The sequence below is a fragment of the Bradyrhizobium sp. ISRA430 genome (assembly GCF_029909975.1).
Taxonomy (GTDB): domain Bacteria; phylum Pseudomonadota; class Alphaproteobacteria; order Rhizobiales; family Xanthobacteraceae; genus Bradyrhizobium.
In genome coordinates, this window is record NZ_CP094516.1 from 8,228,427 (window position 1) to 8,254,639 (window position 26,213).

Annotated in this window: 20 protein-coding genes, 2 tRNA genes and 4 pseudogenes; 21 read left to right on the top strand and 5 right to left on the bottom strand. The window is 61.7% G+C overall.

The genetic code is table 11. From position 1 onward, the window contains the following. Positions 1-61 precede the first annotated feature (61 nt). The 4 genes and pseudogenes from groL (at position 62) to MTX21_RS38545 (ending at position 4,291) form a co-directional block, all read left to right on the top strand. Positions 62-1,702 (top strand): chaperonin GroEL, encoded by a 1,641-nt coding sequence (gene groL, locus MTX21_RS38530; protein WP_280969645.1) that lies wholly within the window; start codon positions 62-64, stop codon positions 1,700-1,702. A gap of 578 nt (positions 1,703-2,280) precedes the next feature. Next, positions 2,281-3,738: an IS4 family transposase gene (locus MTX21_RS38535; RefSeq protein ID WP_280968807.1), complete on the top strand. Its 1,458-nt coding sequence runs from the start codon at positions 2,281-2,283 to the stop codon at positions 3,736-3,738. A 128-nt stretch (positions 3,739-3,866) separates the two neighbouring features. After that, a pseudogene (locus MTX21_RS38540) lies at positions 3,867-4,212 on the top strand (DNA ligase); the annotation flags it as partial. Continuing rightward, positions 4,209-4,291, top strand: a tRNA-Asn gene (locus MTX21_RS38545). The pseudogene MTX21_RS38540 and the gene MTX21_RS38545, both read left to right, overlap by 4 nt. Before the next feature lie 68 nt (positions 4,292-4,359). Here MTX21_RS38545 and MTX21_RS38550 read toward each other — a convergent pair. The 3 genes and pseudogenes from MTX21_RS38550 to MTX21_RS38560 all read right to left on the bottom strand — a co-directional run. Beyond that, a pseudogene (locus MTX21_RS38550) lies at positions 4,360-4,818 on the bottom strand (transposase); the annotation flags it as partial. 78 nt (positions 4,819-4,896) lie between these two features. Beyond that, entirely contained in the window at positions 4,897-6,258 is a 1,362-nt protein-coding gene (locus tag MTX21_RS38555) for an IS1182 family transposase (RefSeq protein WP_280965647.1), read from the bottom strand. 71 nt (positions 6,259-6,329) lie between these two features. Beyond that, positions 6,330-7,076, bottom strand: a pseudogene (locus MTX21_RS38560) (IS256 family transposase); the annotation flags it as partial. A 220-nt stretch (positions 7,077-7,296) separates the two neighbouring features. Here MTX21_RS38560 and MTX21_RS38565 point away from each other — a divergent pair. The 4 genes and pseudogenes from MTX21_RS38565 (at position 7,297) to MTX21_RS38580 (ending at position 11,426) form a co-directional block, all read left to right on the top strand. Then, positions 7,297-7,369, top strand: a tRNA-Glu gene (locus MTX21_RS38565). A gap of 1,305 nt (positions 7,370-8,674) precedes the next feature. After that, positions 8,675-8,863, top strand: a complete 189-nt coding sequence (locus MTX21_RS38570) for a hypothetical protein (protein ID WP_280969646.1) — start codon at positions 8,675-8,677, stop codon at positions 8,861-8,863. A gap of 314 nt (positions 8,864-9,177) precedes the next feature. Continuing rightward, entirely contained in the window at positions 9,178-9,765 is a 588-nt protein-coding gene (locus MTX21_RS38575; RefSeq protein WP_280969647.1) for a hypothetical protein, read from the top strand. A 307-nt stretch (positions 9,766-10,072) separates the two neighbouring features. After that, positions 10,073-11,426, top strand: a pseudogene (locus tag MTX21_RS38580) (IS1182 family transposase). Between the two features lie 179 nt (positions 11,427-11,605). Here the strand turns inward: MTX21_RS38580 and MTX21_RS38585 are convergent. Beyond that, entirely contained in the window at positions 11,606-11,887 is a 282-nt protein-coding gene (locus MTX21_RS38585; protein WP_220009973.1) for a helix-turn-helix transcriptional regulator, read from the bottom strand. 99 nt (positions 11,888-11,986) lie between these two features. Between MTX21_RS38585 and MTX21_RS38590 the strand changes: the two genes are divergently transcribed. The 5 genes from MTX21_RS38590 (at position 11,987) to MTX21_RS38610 (ending at position 14,513) form a co-directional block, all read left to right on the top strand. Beyond that, on the top strand, positions 11,987-12,259 hold the full coding sequence (locus tag MTX21_RS38590; RefSeq protein WP_280969648.1) for a DUF2285 domain-containing protein: 273 nt from the start codon (positions 11,987-11,989) through the stop codon (positions 12,257-12,259). A gap of 164 nt (positions 12,260-12,423) precedes the next feature. Continuing rightward, on the top strand, positions 12,424-12,618 hold the full coding sequence (locus MTX21_RS38595; protein WP_280969649.1) for a DUF6499 domain-containing protein: 195 nt from the start codon (positions 12,424-12,426) through the stop codon (positions 12,616-12,618). 136 nt (positions 12,619-12,754) lie between these two features. Beyond that, positions 12,755-13,195 carry a DUF2285 domain-containing protein gene (locus MTX21_RS38600; RefSeq protein WP_348637471.1) on the top strand — a complete coding sequence of 147 codons (441 nt, stop codon included), beginning with the start codon at positions 12,755-12,757 and terminating at the stop codon, positions 13,193-13,195. Between the two features lie 132 nt (positions 13,196-13,327). Beyond that, the gene (locus MTX21_RS38605; protein WP_280969650.1) at positions 13,328-13,609 is read left to right on the top strand and encodes a helix-turn-helix domain-containing protein; all 282 of its coding nucleotides are present in this window, start codon (positions 13,328-13,330) and stop codon (positions 13,607-13,609) included. Between the two features lie 22 nt (positions 13,610-13,631). Then, the gene (locus MTX21_RS38610) at positions 13,632-14,513 is read left to right on the top strand and encodes a replication initiator protein A (RefSeq protein ID WP_280969651.1); all 882 of its coding nucleotides are present in this window, start codon (positions 13,632-13,634) and stop codon (positions 14,511-14,513) included. A 587-nt stretch (positions 14,514-15,100) separates the two neighbouring features. Here the strand turns inward: MTX21_RS38610 and MTX21_RS38615 are convergent. Beyond that, positions 15,101-16,150 (bottom strand): IS110 family transposase, encoded by a 1,050-nt coding sequence (locus tag MTX21_RS38615; RefSeq protein WP_280969652.1) that lies wholly within the window; start codon positions 16,148-16,150, stop codon positions 15,101-15,103. A gap of 278 nt (positions 16,151-16,428) precedes the next feature. On the opposite strand from MTX21_RS38615, the gene MTX21_RS38620 reads away from it, so the two are divergent. The 8 genes from MTX21_RS38620 to MTX21_RS38655 all read left to right on the top strand — a co-directional run bounded on the left by MTX21_RS38620 (position 16,429) and on the right by MTX21_RS38655 (position 26,210). After that, positions 16,429-16,893 carry a DUF2840 domain-containing protein gene (locus tag MTX21_RS38620; RefSeq protein ID WP_280969653.1) on the top strand — a complete coding sequence of 155 codons (465 nt, stop codon included), beginning with the start codon at positions 16,429-16,431 and terminating at the stop codon, positions 16,891-16,893. Then, positions 16,890-17,402 carry a S26 family signal peptidase gene (locus MTX21_RS38625; protein ID WP_280969655.1) on the top strand — a complete coding sequence of 171 codons (513 nt, stop codon included), beginning with the start codon at positions 16,890-16,892 and terminating at the stop codon, positions 17,400-17,402. The genes MTX21_RS38620 and MTX21_RS38625 overlap by 4 nt, the downstream gene beginning before the upstream one ends. A 206-nt stretch (positions 17,403-17,608) precedes the next feature. Next, positions 17,609-18,298, top strand: a complete 690-nt coding sequence (locus MTX21_RS38630; RefSeq protein ID WP_280969656.1) for a lytic transglycosylase domain-containing protein — start codon at positions 17,609-17,611, stop codon at positions 18,296-18,298. Between the two features lie 328 nt (positions 18,299-18,626). Then, positions 18,627-19,715: an IS110 family transposase gene (locus MTX21_RS38635; RefSeq protein ID WP_280969657.1), complete on the top strand. Its 1,089-nt coding sequence runs from the start codon at positions 18,627-18,629 to the stop codon at positions 19,713-19,715. A 556-nt stretch (positions 19,716-20,271) separates the two neighbouring features. Beyond that, positions 20,272-22,035 (top strand): DUF3363 domain-containing protein, encoded by a 1,764-nt coding sequence (locus MTX21_RS38640; protein WP_280969658.1) that lies wholly within the window; start codon positions 20,272-20,274, stop codon positions 22,033-22,035. A gap of 35 nt (positions 22,036-22,070) precedes the next feature. Further along, positions 22,071-24,059 carry a conjugal transfer protein TraG gene (locus MTX21_RS38645; RefSeq protein WP_280969659.1) on the top strand — a complete coding sequence of 663 codons (1,989 nt, stop codon included), beginning with the start codon at positions 22,071-22,073 and terminating at the stop codon, positions 24,057-24,059. Positions 24,060-24,065: 6 nt separating this feature from the next. Beyond that, positions 24,066-24,503 carry a CopG family transcriptional regulator gene (locus tag MTX21_RS38650; protein ID WP_280969660.1) on the top strand — a complete coding sequence of 146 codons (438 nt, stop codon included), beginning with the start codon at positions 24,066-24,068 and terminating at the stop codon, positions 24,501-24,503. A 243-nt stretch (positions 24,504-24,746) separates the two neighbouring features. Further along, positions 24,747-26,210 carry an amidase family protein gene (locus MTX21_RS38655; RefSeq protein WP_280969661.1) on the top strand — a complete coding sequence of 488 codons (1,464 nt, stop codon included), beginning with the start codon at positions 24,747-24,749 and terminating at the stop codon, positions 26,208-26,210. Positions 26,211-26,213 lie beyond the last annotated feature (3 nt).

Sequence of the window (26,213 nt, forward strand, 5' to 3'; positions counted from 1 at the left end):
GAGCGCCCGACCGGTGCTGCCTCGCAGGTGAGCGGCGAATTTCAATTCAGGGAGGACAAATATGTCAGCTAAAGAACTCAAATTCGGGGTCGATGCCCGCGACCGGATGCTGCGCGGCGTCGACATTCTCGCCAATGCGGTCAGGGTGACGCTCGGCCCCAAGGGCCGCAACGTCGTGCTCGACAAATCGTTTGGCGCACCCCGCATCACCAAGGACGGCGTCGGCGTCGCCAAAGAGATCGAGCTCGAGGACAAATTCGAGAACATGGGCGCGCAGATGGTGCGGGAGGTGGCCTCCAAGTCCGCTGATGCGGCCGGCGACGGCACCACCACCGCGACCGTCCTTGCGGCCGCAATCGTCCGCGAGGGCGCCAAGTCGGTTGCCGCCGGCATGAACCCAATGGACCTCAAGCGCGGTATCGACCTCGCCGTCGAAGCTGTGGTGGCCGACATCGAGAAGAACTCCAAGAAGGTCACCTCCAATGAGGAGATCGCCCAGGTCGGCACGATTTCGGCCAATGGCGATGCCGAGATCGGCAAGTTCCTTGCGGACGCCATGAAGAAGGTCGGCAACGAAGGCGTAATTACCGTCGAAGAAGCGAAATCGCTCCAGACCGAACTCGATGTCGTCGAGGGCATGCAGTTCGACCGCGGCTACATCTCGCCCTACTTCGTCACCAATGCCGACAAGATGCGCGCTGAGATGGAAGACGCCTACATCCTCATAAACGAGAAGAAGCTCTCGTCGCTGAACGAGCTGCTCCCGCTGCTCGAGGCCGTGGTGCAGAGCGGCAAGCCGCTCGTCATCGTCGCGGAAGACGTCGAAGGTGAAGCGCTCGCAACGCTGGTGGTGAACCGCCTGCGTGGCGGGTTGAAAGTCGCTGCCGTCAAGGCTCCGGGCTTCGGCGATCGCCGCAAGGCCATGCTGCAGGACATCGCGATCCTGACCGGCGGCCAGGCGATCTCGGAAGACCTCGGCATCAAGCTCGAGAACGTCACGCTCAACATGCTCGGTCGGGCCAAGAAGGTGATGATCGACAAGGAGAACACCACGATCATCAACGGCGCTGGCAAAAAGGCCGACATCGAGGCGCGCGTGGCCCAGATCAAGGCGCAGATCGAGGAGACCACCTCGGACTACGACCGTGAGAAGCTCCAGGAGCGTCTCGCCAAGCTCGCGGGCGGCGTCGCGGTGATCCGCGTCGGCGGGGCGACCGAGGTCGAGGTGAAGGAGCGCAAGGATCGCGTCGATGACGCGATGCATGCAACCCGCGCGGCGGTCGAGGAAGGCATCCTGCCAGGCGGCGGCGTCGCCCTACTCCGTGCCTCCGAGCATCTCAAGGGCATCCGCACCAAAAACGACGACCAGAAGACCGGCGTCGAGATCGTGCGCAAGGCGCTGTCCTGGCCGGCCCGCCAGATCGCGATCAATGCCGGCGAGGACGGCTCGGTCGTGGTCGGTAAGGTCCTGGAAAAAGAACAGTACGGCTATGGCTTCGACGCGCAGACCGGCGAATACGGCAACCTGGTCACCAAGGGCATCATCGACCCGGCCAAGGTCGTGCGTGTGGCTATCCAGAATGCGGCTTCGATTGCGGCGTTGCTGATCACCACCGAGGCCATGGTCGCCGAGCTGCCGAAGAAGGCCGCTGCCGGCCCGGCCATGCCTCCGGGCGGCGGCATGGGTGGTATGGACTTCTAAGCCACCCATTGAGCGCCCAAAAAGCACAAGAAAGGCCCGGTATCGCTGCCGGGCCGTTCTGCATCATACTCCGCTCCGACCATCTTTCATCTTTCGCGCCTCAACAATTTGCAAACCATCCGCCGTCCCAGCCAAGCGCGATGCCCTCTGAGGCCCGCACTGCGCCAGCTCGGCCAGTTTGCAGGCTGGGCGCGCAATGTGGCGATTCGTCCAACTCAACAGCAGACCAGTTTGTGAGCCGACTCTGTAGTCAGGGAACTCCGCCAGAGGCGTCTCAAACATCAGGTGTCACGAAACGTCGATAGCCAGCAATCGTGCAGCCAGTCGAGCGTTCTTGGCAATGGTTGCGAGCGCAACGTTCAGATCCGCCAAGGTCTTCTGGTCCAAAGCGCGCGAACGATTGTTGCCCGCAGGTCAGAGATTGATCGCGCACTTTCGAACGAAGGTACCCATCCGGTGAAGCTTTCAATTACCCATAACTTTGACCACTCGAGCTGATCCGCTGATCGGCGAAATCTTGAATCGAAAGAATCACTTGTGATTCCTTGCTGAGCACCTGATTCGCGAGGGGGTGCTCTATGGGGCTGACATTAACGGATCGATCGGCAAAAGGCTGTTTGCGGTCCTTGGACGGGGAATGTTGGATTGATCGAGAGAGTAGTGGATGCGAGTTTAGGGACGCGCGGCTCGGCGACAGATTCCGCAAACTGCTCACGCAGATTGGAAGCGCCATGGGACAAAGCATTCCGCTCGTCTGCCAGGATTGGGCGAATACGAAGGCTGCCTACCGCTTCTTTTCTAACGACCGGGTCAGCGAAGCGGACATTCTGGCCGGCCATTTCCAATCGACACGTGATCGTGCCGCCGCCACTGGAGATCTCGTTCTTGTGCTGCACGATACAACCGAGTTCAGCTATCAACGCGAGAAGTCAGAAGCGATCGGCATCACCAAGAGCATAAACAGTGGACGGGATAAGGCAGGTCGCCTCAGATCGCACACGGTTTGCGGCATCCTGATGCATTCGAGCCTCGCGGTTACAATCGAGGGGGTGCCGCTGGGGTTGGCGGCCGTTAAGTTCTGGACCCGGAAGAAATTCAAGGGGACGGCAGCGCTTAAAAAGAAGATCAATCCGACCCGGATTCCCATCGAGAAAAAGGAAAGCGTCCGGTGGTTGGAAAATCTGAAGCAGTCTACGCAACTCTTGGATCATCCGGGACGATGCATCCATATTGGTGATCGCGAGAGTGACATCTACGAACTCTTCTGCGCAGCACAGGAGATCGGAACCCATTTCCTGATCAGGACCTGCGTCGACCGCTTGGCTGGAGACGGGGATCACACCATCGCCGACGAAATGGACGAGGTCGCCGTCAAAGGGCTCCATCGCATCGAAGTCAGAGACAGCAACGGCGATCCCGACCAAGCCGTTCTTGAGATCAGGTATCGCAAGATTCGCGTTCTGCCGCCGATCGGAAAGCAGAAGCGCTATCCCGCTCTGACCCTGACAGTGATCCATGCCGAAGAGCGCGGGACGCCGAAAAACAGAAAGAAGATCGATTGGAAGCTGATCACCGACCTGCCTGTTGGTTCCCGCACCGACGTCATTGAGAAGCTCGAATGGTATGGTTTGAGATGGAAGATCGAGGTGTTCCACAAGATCCTCAAATCGGGCTGCAAAGCTGAGGAGTCGAAGCTTAGGACCGCCCAGCGTCTGACCAACCTGATCTCGCTCTTTTGCATCCTGAGTTGGCGGGTCTTCTGGATGACGATGCTCAACCGTTCCGCCCCAGACGCGCCACCAACCCTCGCGTTGACTGCGACTGAAATCGGCGTGCTCGATCGCCTCGTCAACGACAAACCAAGAGCAAGACGGAGAACGCTCTCGCACTATCTGATCAAGATCGCCCGGCTCGGCGGTTATCTCGCCCGCGCCAGCGATCCGCCGCCCGGCAATACGGTCATGTGGCGCGGGCTGTCACGCCTCACCGACATCGCGCTGGGCGCCATGGTCGGAGGAGAATTTGTGGGTAATTGAAAGCCCCACCGGAGGCTTACGGTTTCACAGGCCACTGCCGGTCCCAGACGACAGAAGTCCTGCTGCGCGGCGATAGCTCGCCGGCCGGGGCGATCGGCGCGTAGCCGGCAAACTCAGGATCGATGACCGCCGACGGCACGACCGACTTCTCGGTCCTGCAGAACGAGCTCAAGGGCAAATCGAAGAGCATCGTGCTCGTAGCTTTCGATCTGCTCTACCTGAACGGCCGATATCCGGAAGCTGCCTCTTTCTCAGCGCAAAGCCGAACTCAGGAAGATCCTAAGCGGCACGGACGTCCAGTTCAGCGAAAGCGTCGAGATAGATGGCCGCGAGATGTTTGCACATGCCTGCAAGCTCGGCCTCGAAGGCGTCGTATCGAAAGTACGGGACAGCGCCTATCCGAGGGGACGCACGAACGACTGGGTCAAGAAGACCTGCGTGCAGCGGGAGACGCTGACCATTGCCGGTTTCGCACGGTGGGGGAATTGGTAGACCCTCGCGACTGTTAATCGCGCGCCGAAAGGCACTGCAGGTTCGAAGCCTGCCCGAGCAGCGATCGTGTCCCTAGGCGTGGTGTAACTGGCGGTGGGACACCGCGTTCGCCGGCGAGGGCCGGACAAGTCAGCTGGCGATTGCCGGGAAGCTGACGGCGGGATCATCGCTCAACGGCGCGATGGTTTCCAGCGTCATGTAGCGGGCGCGCTGGACGGCCCATTCATCATTCTGCTCGAGCAGGATCGCACCGACGAGGCGAACGATGGCGTCCTCATTGGGGAAGATGCCGACCACCTCGGTGCGGCGCTTGATCTCGCCGTTGAGGCGCTCGATCGGGTTGGTCGAGTGCAGCTTGGTCCGATGCTGGGGCGGGAAGGTCATGTAGGCGAGCACATCGGTCTCGGCCTCGTCGAGGAAGCCGGCGAGCTTGGGGAGCTTGGGGCGGAGCTGGTCGGCGACCTTTCGCCATTGGGTCTTTGCGGCCTCGGCATCGTCCTGGGCAAACGCGGTGGCGATGAAGGCGGAGACGACACGCCGGCCGCTCTTGCCGGCATGCGCGAGCGCGTTGCGCATGAAGTGGACGCGGGGGTCGTTGAAGAAGTGGCCAATAGATTTCGCGCGATGCAGCGACCGGCCCCGTCGTGGCCCTCGCATCAAAACCCGCTACGGGGCGATCTGAAGCCGCAAACGCACTATGAGGACAATCCAAGGCAGAATAAGCGCAAGCAGAGCGGCTGCCAGCCGCTTCAGATTGATGGCGGCGGCCGTCAGGTAGGCTTGGATCTTCATGTTCGGTAGACCGCGCCGTATGGCGCGCGCTAGTCCGTGCCAGGTTTTGGCTTCGCCGTGGAAGCCCTCTGAGCGCCAGCGATGGCGTTGATAGAGCCGTCGATCCTGCTTACTCCATCGCTCGCGACGGCGGCGGGCGCGGAGCAGTGCCGGATAATCGTCACCGACAACGACCGCTTTGTTAACTCGCCCTTTGGATAGGCAATCGCCCTTGAGCGGACACCGGGCGCAATCCTTCGCCTTCGAGTAAAAGAAACGGCCGTGCTTGATGGGCCGCGCGGGGCGCAAGATACGTCCTCGCGGGCACTTCAAGATGTCGTTCTTGGCGTCGTACCGGAAGCGTCTGAGCGGTACGCGACTCTTGATTGGTTCGGCTTTAGCTGGGATCAGGGCATCGATGCCGCGCCGCTCGAGCGCACCGTAGACTTTAGCGTAGGCATATCCCGCGTCGGCGGTGACCACCTTGATGTCGATGCCCGCAATCGCTTCAACCTCATCGACTTGCGGCTCGATCATCTCCCCTTCGTTCGTTTGTCCAGTCGTGACCGCGACGTCCAGAATAACGCCGACCTTGTCATCGACGGCAGTGTGCTGCTTGTAAGCGGGCTCCAGCCGCCGGTTTCGGGCATTGGTGGCCATTGTCGCATCCGGATCGGTGGTGCAGATCTTCTTGTACTTGCCGCTTTGCCGGCCCTTCCTCTCAGCCTCGCTTTCATCTTCGCTTTGATTCTCGCTCAGCACATCCACCACATGCTGCTCGGTGAGGCTGTCCCAACTCACGTTGGCGCGGATCAGCGACGCATCGATGTGAACCACTTCGGCTGTTGCGATCTTGGCCTTCAGGCAGGCCTCGACCGTGCGTTTAAAGATCCTACGGAATCGCTCTTCGCCCCAGCGCTGGCGGATGCGCGTCAGGCTGGAATGGTGCGGTAGCTGCTCGTGCAGGCCATAACCAGCAAACCAGCGAATGGCGATGTTGACCTGAGCCTCACGCATCAGCTTGCGATCGTGTACGATGCCGGTGAGCAGACCCGCGAGCATCAGGCGTACCGCGGCTTCTGGATCGATGCCTGGCCGACCGTCGTTCGCGCAATAGCAGTCGGAGACCTCTTCCCTTAGCCAAGATAGGTCGAGCACACGATCGACCCGCGCCAGCACGTGCTCATCTGGGACGAGCTGTTTGAGCGAGCCAGTGATGAAGAGCTCCAACTGATCCCGCTCCTTGCGCCCCAGCATCTCGTTTGCTCCGCCGATCGCGAATCGCCGACGAAAACGAAATCAGCCAATTGCAGCTTTTTCAACGACCCCACGCGGCAACGCTGCCAGGAGGCGTTGAGCACCTTGGCGACGGTGGCCTTGATGCCCTCATGGGCATCAGACACGACCAGCTTGACGCCGCGTAGGCCGCGGCGCGCGAGCTTGCGCAGGAACGCGGTCCAGAACGTCTCGGCCTCGGACGGGCCAATATCCATGCCGAGAACTTCGCGCCGGCCGTCACTGTTGACGCCGACCGCGACAATCACCGCGACCGAGACGATGCGGCCCTGCTGGCGCACCTTCACGTAGGTGGCGTCGATCCACAAATACGGCCAGTCGCCCTCGATCGGACGGGCGAGGAACGCCTTCACCTTATCGTCGATCTCGGCGCAGAGCCGGCTCACCTGGCTCTTGGAGATGCCGCTCATGCCCATGGCCTGCACGAGATCGTCGACCGAGCGGGTCGAGACGCCCTGCACGTAGGCTTCCTGCACCACCGCGGTAAGCGCCTTCTCGGCCATGCGACGGGGCTCCAGGAAGCCGGGGAAGTAGGAGCCCTTGCGCAGCTTGGGGATGCGCAGTTCGACCGCGCCGGCGCGGGTCTCCCAAATGCGGTCGCGGTAGCCGTTGCGCTGGGCCAGGCGCTCGGGGCTCTTCTCGCCATAGGCGGCTCCGGTCTGGCTTTCCACTTCCAGCTCCATCAGGCGCTGGGCGGCAAAGCCGATCATCTCGCGCAGCAGATCCGCATCAGGGGTCTTCTCCACGAGCGTCCGCAGGTTCATCATCTCGTCGGTCATCGGTGGTTCCTCGAATCAGGTTGGTGTCAGCAACCCGACCCTACCGGCGAATCGCCGGTGACCACCGCAAAGCCGTCCGCCCGCTACGGCGCTATTGTAGGGCGCGCGTGCGGACGGCTTTGCTCTACCGAGCTACACCATCACTGGGGACACGACCCGAGCAGCCAAACTCGATGTCGATTATTCCTCCCTCTTTGGAGGTCGAGAAAATTAACATCCTGCCATCGTCTAGCGGCCAGGATGCCCGGTTCTCAGTCGGGATGACGCCGGTTCGAATCCGGCTTGCGGCTCCAATTAACAGAAGGCTGCCAACTGCGGCGGCCTTCTCCCATTATTGGCCGTCCCGCTAAACTGCCTCGGCTACCTTATGGTTCTTGCATCGCCCTGATTGGGGTAACAAGCAGACATGCATCGCCAGTAATTGGCCTGTGCTATTTCGCTGCAAACACGATCATTCCCACAGCCGGCTGAGCGGACTTGCTGCGCACAGCCGCAGCGGTCTTAAGCAATTGCTTCTCCGGTGATTGCCGCCAAAAATAATACTGCGAAAATGAGCTTCATGATCGTATACCCCTCAAGGTTGTGCCAGACCGGCTGGGGCAAAGCTGTCCGGGTCATCTAGAATCGTCCGCAGTTGCATTGGGCCGTCTGTAATCTGGTTCACATTTCTCTGCGGCGATTTGGCGCGAGCGCAATGACGGGCGATGGCGACGTAACGCTGTCTGCTTGGCAGTGCCTATTCAGTTTGCCCACGTAGCTCAGTGGATGAGCGCCTTGCTACGAACGAGGAGGACGCAGATTCGAATCCTGCGGTAGGTCCCCATGACCTCGGTAAAGCTCGTGTGGAAGAGCACCGCGTTTGGGCCGCGGGGGCGCGTGGTCGGAGCACGCCACCCAGACCAGGCTATCGCCTCTTAGCTCAGTTGGTAGAGCGTCGCCCTCTGAAGGCGAATGTCCGCGGTTCGAGCCAGTTTATCGCGCGAGCCACGCGGTGAGCACGAGGAGAAATGGCGCGGAAACGATGGGCGCATGAGCGACATTCAGCGCAGATTGACGAGATCAAGAAAGTCTATTCGGACCTGTACTCACCGCGCGATGCGCTTGCCGACATGCAGCGCCGCTTGAGGAGGTGGAGCGGCGGCTTGCGCTTGCGCAGCAACAGGCACTGGAACAAGGGCAGCGCCGCCAGCCATAAGGTAAGTGGTTCGACAGGACCTAGGTGCGGACCGGTCGAACTTCAACGCAGAATCGCCAACCCGCGGCAACAGGGTCCGAGCTTCTTTCTTTGGAACGACCAATCGAAAGGCGCGTTTCGCGGGATAGTTCGGTGCTTTTTCACATCGACAACCTCCACCCCAATGTAGAAATCGGGGAGGAACTGCCGATGACATCGCCTCCAGCCAATGCGGAGAGGTTCCGTAGAGCAGCTGAGAAGTGCCGTGAGCTGGCGGAGGAGGCGACGAGCCCGCTGGATAAGGAGGCTTGGTTGCGCCTTGCCGAGGATTGGCTGAAGCTTGCGCAACAGGCGGACGAGGACACTAGGTTTGGGCGGAGATAATTACCTCGTCCGTCAAGGCCCATCGTCAGTGGAAATCGCGATGACGGTCAAGGAGCTCATAGCTCGACTGCAGGCGCTTCCCAACCAGGATGCACTTGTAATTATTGCAAGCGTCAATGCAAACGAGTGGCTGATAGCCACCGGCGTCGTTGAGCGCCGTATATCAACATCACCTGCAAACCCGGATTTTGTCGTACCAGGCAACGATCCTGGCGTGGAAATCATTTAGCGCCTTCTCCTACCGAAGGTCCTTGGGCCAAGGCTTTTTTGCCTTTTGCGAATTTCGGGACGGGTTTTTTCGCCTTTGGTTTCGCAAAATGGCCCGTAAGCGGGACTAGACAGCGCGTGTACTATGGACCGCTCGGCCAAGTTTCCGCTTTAACGCCCACAAGCGACAGAAAATCAGACCTTTATAACGAACGCGATGGGGCAACAGCAATCGTCGCAACAGCGAGACATCTTGGCGCACTCCGGCTTTTAGCAGCGCACCCACTTGGTTTGGGGTACAATTTAATGCCGGTCGACCACTACAGGAGGTAAGCCATGAACAGGCTCTACGCTCTCGCGTCGGTGGGGTTCTGCGCAGCTTCGGCAGCCCTCATCGCGTCCGCATCGGCTTTTCCAACCGAGGAAATCCCGAAGACCGAACCAGAGTACATCGCCAAGGTGAAGACCGCCGCTCCGGCGCCGGTTGTGAACAGCGCGACGATCACCATGCCGCAGCCAGATGGGTCTTCTAAGACCGTCCAAACCGGATCGAACGGGTTCACGTGCTTTATCGGCAAGGATGGAACGCCGGAATGCGACGACCAGAACGCCATGGAGTGGCGCAAAGCCTTGCAGGCCAATCAGGCCCCGCCGCACAACATTGGCCTCATTTTCATGCTGGCCGGTGACACCGGCACGAGCAATCATGATTCCGCCGAACGACACACGCACCAGCATTGGGTCCAGACCGGGCCGCATGTGATGATCGTCGGCGGCGCAGCACACGAGATGCTTAGTCCCTATCCGCGCGATCTGGATGTCAAAGACCCGACGCAGCCCTTCGTCATGTTCCCAGGCAAACCCAACGAGCACCTGATGATCCCGGTTCACTCGCAAGAGCTTACGACCGGTAGCACGCGGTGACGCGGTGAACTCCGCCGTGCCTGAGACCGGCGGCGCGGCGGCTGATTGTCCATTTCAAACGTTCGTTGGCGACCGCCTTGGGTCACAGCCGGGAAGACCCGAACGGAGCATCCCGCCTTGTGCGTATTTCGGGACCGCGTTTTTGGCCTTTGGCTCCTCGCAAAATCTCCCGTGAACGGGGCGAGCTAGGGCGTGTACCTCATAAAGGCACGGATGTCGGCTTTGGGGTGATTCTGTTGAAAAAGGCGGCGGTTGCGACTCAGAGATAGCAGTGATTCAGTCTGTCTAATTGGCAGGACTGAAGGTCATGATGGGGCATCGGCAAGTCGAACAGGCTGCGTTGTTCTATGAGTTCTCGCTCGAAAGAGCATATCCCCGCCGACCACTTGCTCCGGTCGATCGACAGATTTGTCGACCTTGAACAGGTCAGGCAGGATCTAGCACCTTTCTACAGTAGCATCGGTCGACCTTCGATTGATCCCGAACTGATGATCCGGATGCTGCTGATCGGCTACTGCTTCGGCATTCGATCGGAGCGGCGCCTTTGCGAGGAGGTCCACCTTAACTTGGCCTACCGGTGGTTCTGCCGGCTCGGCCTGGATGGAGCGGTGCCGGATCATTCGACATTCTCCAAGAACAGGCATGGTCGGTTCCGGCAGAGCGATCTCTTCCGTCGCGTGTTCGAGTACGTCTTGCGCCGATGTATCGAGGAGCGGCTGGTCGGCGGTGAAGGATTTGCCGTTGATGCGAGCCTGATCAAGGCCGATGCCAATCGGCAGAAAGGGGTCGAAGGCGACAAGGGACTTCCAGCGGAGGCTACCGGCCGAGCGATCGATGAGTATCTGGCTGTCCTTGATGATGCCGCTTTCGGCGCCGCGACCGAAGTCACCCCGAAGTTCGTGTCGCCCTCCGACCCGGCGGCGCGCTGGACGGGGGCGCACGGCGGCCAAGCCTTCTTTACCTACTCAACGAACTATCTGATCGACGTCGAGAATGCGATCATCGTCGATGTCGAGGCGACCACGGCCATCCGGCAGGCGGAGGTGTTGGCCGCCAGGCGCATGATTGAGCGCTCGTTCGAACGGTTCGATCTCTACCCGAGCCGGCTCCTCGGCGACAGCGGGTATGGCTCGGCCGAGATGCTCGGCTGGCTGCTCTATGAGCACGGGATCGAGCCACACGTTACGGTGTTCGACAAGTCGGCCCGCCCAGACGGGACCTTGTCGCGCGAGGACTTCAGCTATGACCACGCGGGTGACGTCTATCGCTGTCCCGCCGGCAAGGTCCTCACAACGACCGGAACGCTGGTGAACGACGGTGCCACGATGCTTTACGTCGCCAGCAAGCGCGATTGCGATCGATGCGCCCTCAAGTCCCGGTGCTGTCCCAAGCAGCCATCGCGGAAAGTACCGCGCTCCATCTATGAGGGCGCTCGCGATATGGCGCGCCAGATCGCCAGGTCATGGGAAGGGCGCACTTCGCGTCGGCTCCGCAAAAAGATCGAGATGCTGTTCGCGCACCTGAAGCGCATTCTCAAGCTCGACCGTCTACGGTTGCGAGGTCCAAACGGCGCGCGTGACGAGTTCATCCTCGCAGCCACCGCTCAGAACCTTCGCAAGATCGCCAAACTGATTCCGATGCAAACCCTCAAGCCCGCTTAAATGCCAGCCAAGCCGTTCGGCCGCTTTCGAGCTGGCGCCATTACATCGAATTACTGCCGCCTTTTTCAACGGTATCGGCCCTTCAGCGACCTCGGGAGAGGCCCGCTTTCCCGCCGCTCTTAGGGATTGAGCAGACATCAGGCGGCCAGCCACTTAATGAGTACACAGCCGTGCAGCGACTACTTGCTCTTAGGGCTGGGACGAATCCGTTTCCGGCCCTTGGCTAGCGGCTTTGGCGTGGCGGCTCCCTTGGGCGGTTCAAGAAAGAATTCTGAGAGCCGAACACCTAGCGTTTCGGCCAGTCGCTCGAGCAGATCTATGGTTGGATTCTCGGTTTGTCGCTCCAAGCCGCTCATATATGAACGATCAATCCCAGCATCGTATGCCAGTTGCTCTTGCGGAATACCGCGAGCGACGCGGATTCGGCGGACGTTCCAGGCCACAAGCGCACGAGCTTTCATGCGCAAAAGCAGCCATCGTGTAGACCATCAAACCACTGGCTATAACCGATCTATTCAGATACTTTGATCCTGGGTTTCCATCGAATGCCACGAATAGATATGAATGGGCCGCCATTAGATCCTGACGTCGCGGATCTCGCGCCGAACGAGCCGGCGCTCACGGCCTATGACGAACAGCATGTCGTAACGTACGTTCGCCTTCTACAGGCCGAAGATGAGGGTGCGGACTGGCGAGATGTGGCTCGAGTGGTCTTGCATATCGACCCGGAGCGAGAGCCGGAGCGTGCGCAGAACGCATATGAGAGCCACCTTGCGCGTGCCAAATGGGTAACAGAGCAAGGGCGGCTCTTACGTGGCACTGGCTCCAAATAGAAGAAAGTTTCTGGCTGGTGTCTTGCGGCAGAATTGTTTTCTTTTGCTAATCGGTGGTCATTCCGGTGCACCACGTGGTGCCAAACTAGGGTCTTCCTACAACCGCTTCGTTCATACCTATTGCGGCGCAATCGTTGTTAGCAGCGTGCAATGGGGCGGAAGCAATGCCTGAATTCGACTGGCGGTCGCCGGAATCCTACAAGAGCCTACAAGACGCCGAGATCACCGACATCGCCTGGGAATGTCTCCGCCGCAACGCCGACTACCGGCGTGAGTACGAGACGATGATCGCAAGCAGCCCGAACGGCGACGTGACTGACGAATTCAGGAGGAAATGGGGTATCTGCTTTCGCCCATGACCCACAGGGGTCCTTCGACGAGCAGACGATCTTTTGGGCGCCTGAGGTTCTAACGGCGGTCGTTCCGGTCAAGGTTGCTTGGGCCGCCGATCGCAGTTCAGCGTCTCAACCGCTGCTTGACCTTGCAGCAGGCCAGGTGCGGCGCGCTGCCGACGGCTGGCATGCCGTGCTGCGCATCGGTGCGGTGGACCACCGCATTTGGTCCAAAGAGCCGCCGGTGCTCGGCGCGTCATATGCGGCCGAATTGCCGTTTGACGGCGATTTCGATGCGCGGGCGTTTGCGGCCCGACGGCTGTGGCGCGCGATGAATGGACGCGTGCCAGGTCCTGCGTTTCACACGCTATCCAAACAGCGGCGCGAGCGCCTGAGCGCCGCGATCCGCGCGCTCGATGCGCATAGCGCCGGCGGCAGTTATCGCGTTATCGCCGAAGCGCTGTTCGGCAAAAAGCGAATCCCCGATCGTGCCTGGAAGACGCATGATCTGCGCAATCGAACAATCCGCTCGGTGCAAGGAGGGCTCGCGTTGATGCGCGGTGGTTACCGTAAACTCCTGCGGCCCGGACGCAAGGACGAGTAGCGCAGTCCCCAAGGGTGCCGAAAATCGCACCCTCCATATTCGGCATCCCCCTCCGAGATCTTGCTTCTCCATGATGACCGCACACACGCCGGCCTAGCCAGGCGTAGTGCGATGTCCTCCTGGAGTCCTCAAATGCCCGATCCGATGGCCGGTCTTCCCCCGCGATTCCTGCGTACACCTGAGGCCGCGCGCTACCTTGGCCTCTCCGGCCGCACGCTGGAGAAGCACCGCACGTACGGCACCGGACCCCCCTATCGGAAGATCGGCGGACGTGTCGTCTACGCCGTCGATGACCTGAAAGCGTGGGCCGACCGGGGCGCCAAGACATCGACCTCGGACCCCGGGAAGGGGACAGTGCTGCCGGCCAAGAAGCATCCTGCGCTGCGCCCTTATGCAGGCCAGGAACGTCGCTGATTGCCGCGTGAGAGCAACGATCATGCGGCGCAAACAGCATTCCGAGCGCGAGCAGCTTGAGCTCTTTCGGGCTTTGCCCGGTGATCTCGCGCCCCGCGACGCGCAGGATCTGATGGCGTATCCGTTCTTCTCGCTGGCAAAGACCAAGCGGATCGTGCCCATCGATTTTCGTGCCGGTGCGATCGCTATTCGTGTCGAAGCCGTGCCGGAACACGGCATGGCGACCATCTGGGATGCAGACGTTCTGATCTGGGCCTCGTCTCAGATCGTCGAAGCCCGTGACGCAGGCTTGAAGACCTCGCGCTTAATGGCTGCAACGCCCTACGAGATTCTGACGTTCGTCGGCCGCGGCACCAGCGCACGAGACTATGACCGGCTGAAGGCGGGCCTCGACAGACTTCAGTCAACGACCGTGCTGACTTCCATCCGTCAGCCGACAGAACGGCGACGGCATCGCTTCTCCTGGATCAACGAGTGGAAGGAAACGGCCGATGCAAACGGTCGGCCATTTGGGCTCGAGCTGATCCTTCCGGATTGGTTCTACGCCGGCGTCATAGATGACGCGCTCGTGCTGACGATTGATCGCGCCTATTTCGATCTGACGGGTGGACTTGAGCGGTGGCTTTACCGCCTCGTGCGCAAGCACGGCGGCCGCCAGGATGGCGGCTGGAGCTTTGACCTTGTGCACCTCCATGCCAAGTCCGGCATCCTCTCGCCGCTCAAGCACTTTGCTTACGACGTGCGTCAAATCGTCCAGCGCCAGACATTGCCCGGCTATCAGCTCGTGCTCACGCGCGATCCGAACGGTGCCGAGCGGCTGAACTTCACCCCTCAGCCTGCTTATCCCCTAACGGCCCGCTTGCGCCGCCGCGGTCTCATTCCAAATTCGGAGGACAACCTGTGAATCAGCTCGTGCTATCGAGGACCGCAACCCTCGTGCTATCGGGGACCCGATCCTCGTGCTATCGGGGACCGGAATCGAGCTTAAGAGCTTGTTTCTCCGCGCTTTTCAGCCGCTCTAACTTTACTAACATACTGACACTAACTTCTTGTTGTGAATCAGTACGTTGTGAACAAGTCGGCCGCGCGTGCAACGAGGATGCCTCATGCATCCACTCTCTCACGCGCAAAGCTTCGCTGCAATACGATTGTTGTCACCAATGCACGCGCGCCAACGCGATCGCGCGCAAGTCTGCGCGATCACTGACGTCAACACCATCGCCTGATGCGCGTCACATCCTTTTGCAGCCACTCGCTCGTCGAGGAGAACTCGCTAACATCCGTGGTTGGCACGACGGCCACCACAAGCCGGAATCTGAGGAAAGGGCGGTCAGGCTAACCAGCGCCGTGCTTGATGGCTTCAAATGCCGTCATGAAGCCGCCGGCAAGAAAAGTTGCGATCTCACCCGCATCCCCGTCTCCTCGGGAGACGCTGCTCCGCCGTGGCGGAAGGAAAAGGCGCGCGTGGAAGCGGCCGGGTCGCGGAGGCCCTTACATCGCCGCAGCGACCCGGCCGCGCTTGCCGCCGGCGCCAAACCGGAACGTCGTGCCACTGCTCCAGATCTTGTGCAGCAGCACGGCGAGCGCGCGTGCCACGGCGGTTGCCGCGCGCTTCAAACCCTTCTTCCTGGCGAGCCGCAGGCCCCACAGCCGCAGCTTAAAGTTCTTATGGATGCGCGTGAGAATCGCGATCGCCGCCTCATACAGCATCGCCCGCGTCAGCTGGTCGCCGCATTTGGAGATGCCGCCGATCCGGTCGGTCTGTCCGGATTGATAGCGCCGCGGCGTCAGGCCGAAATGCGCGCCGACATTGGTCGACTTCCTGAATCGCGCCGGATCGTCGACAGTGGCGCGGAAGGTCAGCGCTACGAGTGCGCCGACACCGGGTACCGTCATCATCCGCCGCACGGCATTGTCGCTGCGCGCCGCTGCCAGCGCGAGGCGCTGCAGCTTTGCCAGCTGCAGCCGCATCGCGCTTCTAGCGTCCAGCAACGGTGCGACAATGACCTCCAAATCCCTCTTCCCGGCCATGATCTCGCGCACCCGCGCGTCAAAGCGGCCGACCGAGATCTCGCCGACCTTGAGGCCAAACGGGCGCAACAGGCCGCGGATCATGTTCTCCATGTCGAGCACCTTGCCGAGCAGCGCCTTGCGTCCGACCAGCAACGCCCGCAGCGTTTGCGCGCTCTCCGATTTGACATGGACCGCACGGAACCAGCCGGTCCGCATCATCTGGGCGATGCCCCTGGCGTCATTCCTATCCGTCTTGTTCAACATCGCGTTCATCGCCGCCTTGGCATGCCGGGTCTCGATGCAAGTCACAGGGAGGCCCTTTTCGGCGAGCGCCGTGAACAGCCAGGCAGAGTAGGAGAACGCTTCCAGCCCGACGCGCTTCAGGCGCATGCCCCATTCCGCCAGGAACAGCTCGATCGCGTCCGGATCGGCATCGAGTTTCGCTTCCCGGACGACCTGGCCGTCGCCGTCCACCACGCAAATGTTCGTCGCCTCCAGCGACACGTCGAGCCCTGCATAGAAGTCCATCATTCGCCTCCACCGCCGACCGCCGGACCGCACCGCGCGCTCCGTTCGCGAATCGTTGCGAGGCATTTTCGCAGCAGCACCGCCGGCGAGGGGGCACCGGTCAGTACACCGGCTAACCAGAAATCCTTCGGATTTCTTCTAACGGAGCAGGCCGAACGCCGCGTTGGCGCTGCTAGGCAACGGCAGTCCGACAGGCCAGCCTGCCTTTGCAGGCCATTCACACTCGCGACCAAGCACCAAGCCCACGGCCGCCAGCTCCAGCGTCAGGGAGCCGTGTCATGAGCGACCTCACGGAAGTAGAAGTGTTGTGGCTCGAGAAACGCATCGAGAACCGCATTCGGTTCGGTCGCATTGTCGAGGAACGGAAGCCTGATCGCCACCAGCGTGTCCTGTCATTTGCGCCAGGCAGCGTTCTTGCTTTCGTCCGATGGACCTCCAATGACTTTGGCACGATCATTTCTCGCATCGACATCTTGCGCGCGGTCGCTCCGGGACAGCGCTGCTCGACCATCCCTTATGTGACACCCGGCGGAGAGATTTTGCTGCGCCTGTCCGGTTGGCCGAAGGTCGAGCGCGTGCTGCAGATGGTCGATGCCATCGAGGCGCTCGACATCGATCCGGCTGACGTTGCGCCCGATCATTGGCACCACGTTCACAACCGCCTGTCCGTCAATGAAAACCCGCGTCCGTATACGAAAGCGCGCCATCAGGCCTGGCTTCATCGCCAAAAGGTGATGCGATGACGGGCCGCATGAAGACGCTGACCGCGACGATTGGGGTCGCTGCTGCTCTCATCGCGACGATCGTCCTAGAGCCGCTTCCGCTTTACATCTGGAACGCATCCGCGAGCGTGCCGATCGGCCTCTACCGCCTCCGCCTGGCGGATCAATTCCAGGTCACTGAATTGGTCGCCGTGCAGCCGCCGGAGCCGCTCGCGACTTTCCTCGACCTGAACGGCTACTTGCCCATTGGCGTACCCATGCTGAAGCGCGTGCTCGCCCTTCCGGGGCAGCGTGTTTGCAGAACCGGCCTCTCGATTTCGGTCGATGACGTCGCGGTGGGCGAGGCGAGGGATCGCGACGAACGCGGGCGGCCGCTGCCGAAGTGGCAGGGCTGCCGCGTCGTCCGTGACGGCGAGCTGTTTCTGATGAACTGGCAGTCTCACGATTCTCTTGACGGCCGGTATTTTGGATTTCTTCCGGCATCTAGCGTGATCGGCCGTGCGCTGCCGGTGTGGACGTGGGAGGAGTGATCGTGCGTGTTCCACGCTCTTACCTCGCCATTCCTCTGTTCGATCGATCGCGGGATCATTCCTCCGTCCCGACCAATGCTAGCAGGGCCGACGCGCGCCGCGGCAGTCCAGCGCGGCCGCATGGCCGGCGCGAAGCGGCTTTACCCTGGACGGGCGCGAGCGCAACGGCATGCTTGGCTCGGTCGGGCGTGCGCGTTTGGGCTGTCGTGTCGCTGCTGCTTATTTTCGCTGTGTCGGACAGTGCCGCTCTAGCCCAGAGTGGATCGGCGTCGGTTCAGGCGGTTGCTCAGGCAAGCAAGCCGTTTGCAGCCTTCGTCGACGAAGCCTCGCGGCGTTTTACAATTCCGATGGACTGGATCGGGTCGGTCATCAACGTCGAAAGCGCTGGAGACGGGCACGCCAAGTCGCCCAGAGGAGCAATGGGCCTGATGCAAATCATGCCGGCGACCTGGGCGGAGCTTCGCGAGCGCTACAATCTCGGGAACGACCCCTACGACCCGCACGACAACATTCTGGCCGGCACGGCTTACTTGCGCGAACTGCTCGATCGGTATGGCTCTCCTGGCGTGTTTGCCGCGTACAATGCGGGACCAGCTCGCTACGAAGAGCATCTCGCAGGCGGCTCTCTGCGAGAGGAGACGCGAGCCTACGTCGCAAAACTTGCAAATCTGCTTGCCATTGAACTGCCGCCGAGGTGGACGTCCAGCGGACAGTCATCGGCAGCGGCGACGTTGTTCGTCGTGCGAGCCAATCTCATTAAAACGCGCGATCGGTTGCCGGCGCTCATACCGTCCAGCGGTGTCACGACCGCAATTTCGGCGCCCGATGTTTCGCCCATGGTTCCACGCCCTCTTGGCGTGTTCGTCCCTCGATCGGATTCGGGAGCATCGCAATGAGCAAATGTGCGGGTTCGCAAGCGGATGGCGTATGGGCGATGCCTTCGGCCCGCGCTCTACTCGTCGCTTCGCTCCTCACCGAGCCACCCTTCGGGTGTCTCGGCCCTTCGGGTAACGATCGCTATCGCAAGCGCTCGGAAGTAGTTGGGGCTTCGCGAGTTGGCTCCCAAGTCGCGGCGGCTTTTTCGGAATCCGGCGCCTGGGAGACCACGACGGCAGGACTGCCGCCCGTAATCGGTCTGCGCCGGGAGTTGCGGCGGCCGCGCAAGTGGCCTGCGCGATGAATAACCCGCACAGTGCGCGCCTTGAGCAACGCGGGAGGCGTGCGATGGACTTCTTCTGTGGCCTGGATGTCGGCATGGACGAGACGGCAATCTGCGTGGTGGACGACAGCGGCAAGGTCGCGCTGGAGGTCGCGGTGGTGACCGATCCGGACGCGATCAAGGCGGCGCTCACGCCATATCGTGGCCGCTTGCGGCGGCTCGGCCACGAGGCGGGGTCGCTGTCGCCCTGGCTGCACCCGGAACTGTTGAAGCTCGGCTTGCCGGCGGTCTGCCTGGAAACCTTCCACGTCCGCGCGGCGCTGAAGGCGCAGCGCAACAAGACCGACCGGACGGACGCGCTCGGCCTGGCGCATTTGATGCGCACCGGTTGGTTCCGCAAGGCGCATATCAAGAGCGAAGCCTGCTACCGGCTGCGGCTGCTCTTGACGCACCGGCGCAATCTGAAGCGCAAGTTTTTGGATCTGGAGAACGCGATCCGGCACTCGCTGAAGGTGTTTGGCATTCGCCTCAGCCATGTCGGCCGCGGCGGCTTTGCGCAAGTCGTACGCGAGGCGGTGGCGGGCGATGCGCTGGTCAGCGAGTTGATCGACGCCATGCTGAATGCGCGCGCCGCGCTGTGGAAGGAGTACTGCCGGCTGCACGATCTCGTGGTCAAGCTGGTGGCGAGCCATGAACTGTGCCGGCGCTTCATGCAGATCCCTGGCGTCGGCCCGGTGGCAGCGCTGAGCTTCATGACGGCGATCGACGACCCCGCACGCTTCAAGCGGTCGCGCGATGTGGCGGCCTATTTTGGCTTGACCTCGCGGCGTTGGCAGTCCGGCTCCTCGATCGACGTCAAGGGGCGGATCAGTAAGGCGGGCGATGGCGACGTGCGGCGGGCGCTTTATGAGGCGGCCTCCGCGTTGCTGACCCGCTTCAAGCGCAAGGACAAGGTCAAGACCTGGGGGCTTGCGATCGCCAAGCGCACGAGCCACCGCAAGGCGACCGTTGCGGTGGCACGCAAGCTCGCGGTGATCATGCATGCGATGTGGGTCGATGGCACGTTTTATTGCGGCGATCCGGCGGCCTCGCAGGCGGACGTGCGGGCACGTGCCGCCGTCAAGGAGCGCAAGCTGCTCGGAGCCCATGCATGACCAACCCGAGCCGATTGCAGATCAATGACCCGATGACCGCAAGGCTTTGAACACGGAGCTCCGCCACAAGCGGAAGAGACCTGGTGCAGATCAACGACGACGGAACGCACGCTATCTTGCCTGTGGCCACGCACGTGACGTGCGATGTGGACCACGCCGGACTGCCTGTGATGTGGCTCCGTCATGCCGATGGAAAGATGCGCCGCGACGGCGTCCGCGCTGCCTTGCTGCAGCGAGATTATGCCGTCGCTGAGCGCGGAAGAGTGCACGGCGCACCGGGACTCGTGGCTGTGGTGGCGCAGCGCGTTCAAGCGTGGCGCAGCGGGCCTTGTCGCAAGCGAGAAAGGAAGCGAGAATGGGTGAGATCAGAGAGACGACACGACCGATTAAGAGGGCGAGATAAAAGGGGCTCGCCGGTCGAACCGCAAGCCATTAGCATGGCTTGGGTTCTGCCGTGCCGGTCGGTCGGGGCGCGTGCCGCGCCTTGCATTCTTACGAATGCAATCAAAGGCGTTTTCGGCACCGTGCGTGCTTTTGATCGTTGGGAGGCGCTGCCGTGAGCGTGGGCGACAGCGACCTGCGTATTCGGCCTGGGCGCATTCGCAGCACCCGCGCGCCGAAGCAAAAGAGTTTCATCAACCAGGTGCTGCGGGCGGCGAAGAAGGCAGGACACACCTCGGGTCAGACCGCAGCAGTCAGGCGTTCTGCGGCCTATGGACGTTCGACGTTTGGCCGCGGCCGGCTCGCCTTTAGCCGCGCCAGGTTGTTCAGCCCGACGCGGCGCGTTGTGGTGAAGGCGCGCGTGGTTCGTCACAAAGGGCGAGCCTTTCGTTCCGCGCCGCTGACCGCCCACCTCTCATATCTGAAGCGCGACGGCGTGACCCGGAGCGGCGAGCGCGCCGAGATGTTCGATGCCGGCGACGACCGCGCCGATGGCGCGGCTTTTGCAAAGCGGTGCAAGGACGATCGGCATCATTTCAGGTTCATCGTCTCGCCCGAGGATGCCGGCGACATGACAGACCTGAAGGCCTTCACCCGCGATCTCGCCAGGCAGGTGGAGACTGATCTCGGCACGCGGCTCGATTGGGTGGCTGTCGATCATTGGAATACAGACAACCCACACGTCCATCTCCTCGTTCGGGGAGTAGATGAGGAGGGGGCGGATCTCGTGATCTCCCGCGACTACATCAGCCAAGGCCTTCGCTCCCGCGCCGAGGAACTGGTCGCCATCGAACTGGGTCCTAAGCCGGAGCACGCGATCCGCAATTCGCTGGAGAAGGAAGTCACCGCGGAACGATGGACGCGGCTCGATCGGGAGATCCGGCTGGCAGCCGATGAGACCGGCGCTATCGATCTTCGCCCGGAGAGTCCCGGCCAGTCCGATCCCGAGATCCGGCGCCTGATGGTCGGTCGCCTTCAACACCTGGAGAAGATGGGCCTTGCCGCATCCGCCGCACCAGGGGAATGGATGGTCGGGCTCGAGGCCGAGCGCAGCTTGCGCGACCTCGGTATGCGTGGCGATATCATCAAGACCATGCACCGCGCCTTTGCCGAGCGTGGGGAAGCGCGCGGCGTTGCCGACTTCGTCATCGAAGGTGGACAGCCGACGTCCCAGATTATCGGGCGAATGATCGACCGTGGATTGCATGACGAACTGACCGGCGAGGCCTACGCCCTGATCGATGGAACAGACGGGCGCGCCCACCACGTGCGCTTCCGAGGGCTCGAGGCTTTCGACCACGCGCCGCCGATCGGTGGGATCGTCGAAGTTCGACGCTTTGGTCAAACCGACGATCCGCGCCCGACACTGGTGATTACGACCCGTTCCGATCTCGATCTCGGTGGGCAGGTCACTGCAAGAGGGGCCACCTGGCTCGACCACAGGCTGGTCGAACGCGATCCTATGCCGCTCGCGATGGGCGGATTCGCCCGCGAGACCCGCGATGCCATGGAAGCTCGTGCCGAGCATCTGATCCGGGAGGGCCTGGCGCGGCGGCAGGGCCAACGCATCATCTTGCAGCGCGACCTCCTGAACACGTTGCGCCGACGTGAACTGGACGAGGTGGCCGCAAAGGTTGCGGCCGACACCCGCCTGCCTCATGTGAACGCCGCCTCTGGGGAGCATGTGGCGGGCACGTATCGCCAGCGGCTCACGCTCACCTCCGGGCGTTTTGCAATGATCGAGAACGGTCTTGGCTTCCAGCTCGTGCCCTGGTCGCGCGACCTCGAAAAGAGGCTCGGCCAACACGTCGCCGGCGTCGTGAAGGACGGCGGTGGCATCGAATGGGGCTTTGGTCGGAAGCGCGGCCTCGGTCTCTAGCAATCTTACAAACCAGTTGCGGAAGGGCGTTCGGGATGTCCGGAACCAAAATCCTGTGGGGACAGATAATCGTTGTCGGCCTGATCGTTCTGCTCGCCATCTGGGGGGCAACCGAGTGGACCGCTTGGCGGCTCGCCTACCAGCCCGAGCTTGGGCGGCCCTGGTTCGAGCTGTTGGGCTTCAAGATCTATTACCCGCCGGTCTTCTTCTGGTGGTGGTTCGTCTACGACGCCTATGCGCCTCAGGTCTTCGTTGAGGGGGCGTTCATCGCGGCGTCGGGAACCTTCGTTTCGATCGCGGCGGCGATCGGCATGTCGGTGTGGCGGGCGCGTGAAGCCAAGAATGTCGAGACCTATGGTTCGGCGCGCTGGGCCGATGCGGGGGAGGTTCGAGCAGCCGGACTTCTCGGTCCGGATGGTGTGGTGCTCGGCAAACTCGACCGCGAGTACCTGCGCCATGATGGACCGGAGCACGTCTTGTGTTTTGCACCCACCCGTTCCGGCAAGGGTGTCGGTCTTGTCGTCCCGTCCCTGCTGGCTTGGCCCGGCTCGGCCATCGTCCACGACATCAAGGGCGAGAACTGGCAACTGACCGCGGGCTTCCGTTCGCGCCATGGCCGCGTCCTGTTGTTCGATCCCACCAACGCAAAGTCCTCAGCCTACAATCCGCTGCTCGAAGTCCGGCGCGGAGAATGGGAGGTTCGCGACGTCCAGAACGTCGCCGACGTCCTGGTCGATCCCGAAGGCTCGCTCGACAAGCGCAACCATTGGGAGAAGACCAGTCATTCGCTCCTCGTCGGCGCCATTCTCCACGTCCTCTATGCCGAGGCGGACAAGACCCTGGCCGGTGTCGCCGCCTTCCTGTCCGACCCGAAGCGGCCGATCGAGGCGACGCTGAAGGCGATGATGACCACCGCGCACCTCGGCGAGCAGGGTGCCCATCCGGTGGTCGCCTCGACCGCGCGCGAACTCCTTAACAAATCCGAGAATGAACGTTCTGGCGTCCTGTCCACTGCGATGTCGTTCCTCGGACTCTACCGCGATCCCGTGGTGGCCCAGGTGACCCGCCGCTGCGACTGGTGGATTGCCGATCTGATCGCAGATAGCCGCCCGACGACGCTTTATCTCGTGGTGCCACCGTCGGATATTTCTCGGACCAAGCCGTTGATCCGTCTGGTGCTGAACCAGATTGGTCGTCGCCTGACCGAAGATCTGCATACCCGCCACCGCCGGCATCGCGTTCTGATGATGCTCGACGAGTTTCCGGCGCTGGGTCGGTTGGATTTCTTCGAGTCCGCGCTCGCCTTCATGGCGGGGTACGGCATCAAGAGTTTCCTCATCGCGCAATCGCTCAACCAAATCGAGAAGGCCTATGGGCCTAACAACGCCATTCTCGACAATTGTCACGTCCGGGTCAGCTTTGCGACCAATGACGAGCGGACCGCGAAGCGGGTATCCGACGCGCTGGGAACGGCGACCGAGATGCGCGCGATGAAGAACTATGCCGGGCACAGGTTGAACCCATGGCTTGGACACCTGATGGTCTCGCGCCAGGAGACGGCAAGGCCGCTCTTGACCCCGGGCGAGGTCATGCAGCTTCCGCCGATAGACGAGATCGTCATGGTGGCAGGGACGGCGCCGATCCGGACGAAGAAGGTTCGCTATTACGAGGATCGGCGGTTCATCGAGCGGGTTCTGCCGCCGCCTGATCCTGCGAGCGCCGGCCGATCATTGCGAACGGACGGATGGTCAGCGCTCGGACCACCGAAGCCGACGGCAGGTCCAACTGACAAAGCTGCGGAGGCCGAGGAGGACACGGCGAACAGCGGACTCCGTCGTGAGCCCGAACTCCCCGATCACGTCGCGATCGCCAAGGAGACGACCGAACCGACACCGGCAGAAGAATTTGCGGCCGTTCTTGACGATGATGAGGATGCGGTCCGTCAGTCCCGGCTCATACGCCAACAGATGCGCGGTGTCGCGCGTCAAGTCGCCATGGACCCGAATGACGGCATGGAGCTGTGAGGCAATATGCGCGACCGGATGAACGTGTATTTCCCGCCAGAGCTTCTGAAACAGATTTCGGAGCTCGCAGATCGCAAGAAGCTTTCCCGGTCTGCGATCGTGGAGGCGGCAGTTGCTTCGTTTCTGTCACCGGACGGCGCGGACAGGCGGGAGGCAGCGTTCGCCCGTCGCCTGGATCGGCTGTCGCGTCAGATGCAGAGGCTGGAGCGCGACATTGGTCTGACGGCTGAGACCTTGGCGCTTTTCATTCGGTTCTGGCTGACGATTACGCCGCCGTTGCCCAACGATGCGCAGGCGGCCGGGCAGGCAAAGGGCAGGGAACGCTTTGAAGGATTTGTCGAGGCGCTTGGGCGCCGTCTGCAAAAGGGGCAAAGCTTTCTGCGCGAAATTCCAGAAGATATTCGCCGGCAGGAACCGGAGGATGAAAAATCTAGCGGAGTCTAGACTTTCGTCGCGTTTCCGACGTCCAAAGGGAAATCGATCATCGCGACCGAGATCGGCGCTCGTGAGCCCAAGCGGCGTCCAAAGCTCGCCGATTCAGTCCAGCGCCGTCGGACCTCACGCTCATGTGTACCGAGGAGCTGTTCCTTTCTATTGAAGTACGATCGTAATTTAATATTATGACCGTCATGGTATCGGCTGATATCGCGGCAGCCGATTGCCGCAAACCGCTCTTGCGAGGTCTTTATGAACGACATCACCGCCATTACGCGCCCCATGGCTCAGGAAGAACTCATGGATCGCTCCTCGCTGGGGCTCGCGGCCGCTGCAGCAGCTATTCGGCGTGGCGAAATCAGTTCGGAAGCATACACTGCTACGCTTCTGTGGCGTGCCCGAACGCTTGCCGGGCTTAATGCCTTCATCACCCTGAACGAGACGGCCGTGTTGGAGGCTGCGCGGGAAGCGGATAAAGCACGTGCCGCCGGATCGGCGGCTCCGCTACTGGGCGTGCCACTCGGAGTAAAAGACAGTTATCTGACGAAAGGGTTGCCGACGAGCCTCGGCCTCGACAGCCTCGCTCACTTCGTGCCACGCGAAGATGCGGACGCTGTCGATGCCATAAAGCGTGCGGGGGCCTTCGTCTTCGGGAAGAACAATCTCGTTGAGATGTCCTACGGCTTGACTGGCCATAACGCAAGTTATGGCCAAGTGAAGAATCCGCATGCACGAGACCGCGTGTCGGGTGGCTCCTCGAGCGGTTCCGCCGCATCTGTGGCCGCTGGCCTCGTTCCCGCGTCGTTGGGCGGTGATACCGTTGGGTCGATCCGAGTCCCGGCATCGTTCTGTGGCGTGGTGGGATTCAAGCCAACCACCGGACGATGGCCGCGCAAGGGCGTTGCTCCAATCTCCCACACACTCGACACGACCGGTGCATTTGCTCGAAGCGTCGAGGATTGCGTCCTGCTGGATCAGGTCGTGACTGGCGAGCGCACTGCCGAAATTTCAGATGGCCATGACCTGAAAGGAGTCCGACTGGCCTTCGCGCCGCGGCAGTTCCTGGATCTGGTGGACTCGGAAGTCGAGGCGCGCTTCCGTGAGGTGGTTCGGCGGCTGCGGGACGCCGGCGCCGAAATCGTCGAGGTGGACTTTGGCGCCGATTTCAACGCCGTCGTCCAAACTGCGACGTGGGGCATCTTCGCCCATGAAACCATGGGCGCGATCTCGGACTTCCTTCGCCGCCACGATGTTCCAACCACATTCGATGCCATTTACGAAGGGCTTAAGCCCCAACTTCGGCAGGCGTGGGCTCACATCGTACTGCCGGACGGTGCAGGGGCAATCTCAGCGGATGCCTATCGGACGGCGCTCAACGTGAGCCGGCCGGAAATCCAGCGCCGTCTCGATAAGGCGTTCGTCACCCAAGGCGCGCAGGCCATTCTGCAGCCTACCACTCCTTGCACGGCACCTTTGATCGAGGAGCAGGCGACAGTGCATATCGCGGGACAGGATGTCAGTTATCTCGCTTTGGCAAACCACACTGTCTCGGCGAGCAGCGTGGGGATGCCGGGAATCAGTCTTCCCGTTGGCTGGTCTAGCACTGGACTGCCGATTGGCCTCGAGCTTGACGCCCCCTTAGGAAGCGACGGGACGCTTTTCGTCCTTGCCCGCAAGATCGAAGGCGTCCTGGGCGACAAGTCAACTGCGATCTGACGC

Coding starts and splice junctions, on each gene's coding strand:
- MTX21_RS38535 (WP_280968807.1), top strand. CDS start 2,281: ATGGGGCTGACATTAACGGATCGATCGGCAAAAGGCTGTTTGCGGTCC.
- MTX21_RS38650 (WP_280969660.1), top strand. CDS start 24,066: ATGCGCGACCGGATGAACGTGTATTTCCCGCCAGAGCTTCTGAAACAG.
- MTX21_RS38555 (WP_280965647.1), bottom strand. CDS start 6,258: ATGCTGGGGCGCAAGGAGCGGGATCAGTTGGAGCTCTTCATCACTGGC.
- MTX21_RS38590 (WP_280969648.1), top strand. CDS start 11,987: ATGAATGGGCCGCCATTAGATCCTGACGTCGCGGATCTCGCGCCGAAC.
- MTX21_RS38615 (WP_280969652.1), bottom strand. CDS start 16,150: ATGGACTTCTATGCAGGGCTCGACGTGTCGCTGGAGGCGACGAACATT.
- MTX21_RS38575 (WP_280969647.1), top strand. CDS start 9,178: ATGAACAGGCTCTACGCTCTCGCGTCGGTGGGGTTCTGCGCAGCTTCG.
- MTX21_RS38655 (WP_280969661.1), top strand. CDS start 24,747: ATGAACGACATCACCGCCATTACGCGCCCCATGGCTCAGGAAGAACTC.
- MTX21_RS38635 (WP_280969657.1), top strand. CDS start 18,627: ATGGACTTCTTCTGTGGCCTGGATGTCGGCATGGACGAGACGGCAATC.
- MTX21_RS38585 (WP_220009973.1), bottom strand. CDS start 11,887: ATGAAAGCTCGTGCGCTTGTGGCCTGGAACGTCCGCCGAATCCGCGTC.
- MTX21_RS38605 (WP_280969650.1), top strand. CDS start 13,328: ATGCCCGATCCGATGGCCGGTCTTCCCCCGCGATTCCTGCGTACACCT.
- MTX21_RS38595 (WP_280969649.1), top strand. CDS start 12,424: ATGCCTGAATTCGACTGGCGGTCGCCGGAATCCTACAAGAGCCTACAA.
- MTX21_RS38610 (WP_280969651.1), top strand. CDS start 13,632: ATGCGGCGCAAACAGCATTCCGAGCGCGAGCAGCTTGAGCTCTTTCGG.
- MTX21_RS38645 (WP_280969659.1), top strand. CDS start 22,071: ATGTCCGGAACCAAAATCCTGTGGGGACAGATAATCGTTGTCGGCCTG.
- groL (WP_280969645.1), top strand. CDS start 62: ATGTCAGCTAAAGAACTCAAATTCGGGGTCGATGCCCGCGACCGGATG.
- MTX21_RS38625 (WP_280969655.1), top strand. CDS start 16,890: ATGACGGGCCGCATGAAGACGCTGACCGCGACGATTGGGGTCGCTGCT.
- MTX21_RS38620 (WP_280969653.1), top strand. CDS start 16,429: ATGAGCGACCTCACGGAAGTAGAAGTGTTGTGGCTCGAGAAACGCATC.
- MTX21_RS38570 (WP_280969646.1), top strand. CDS start 8,675: ATGACGGTCAAGGAGCTCATAGCTCGACTGCAGGCGCTTCCCAACCAG.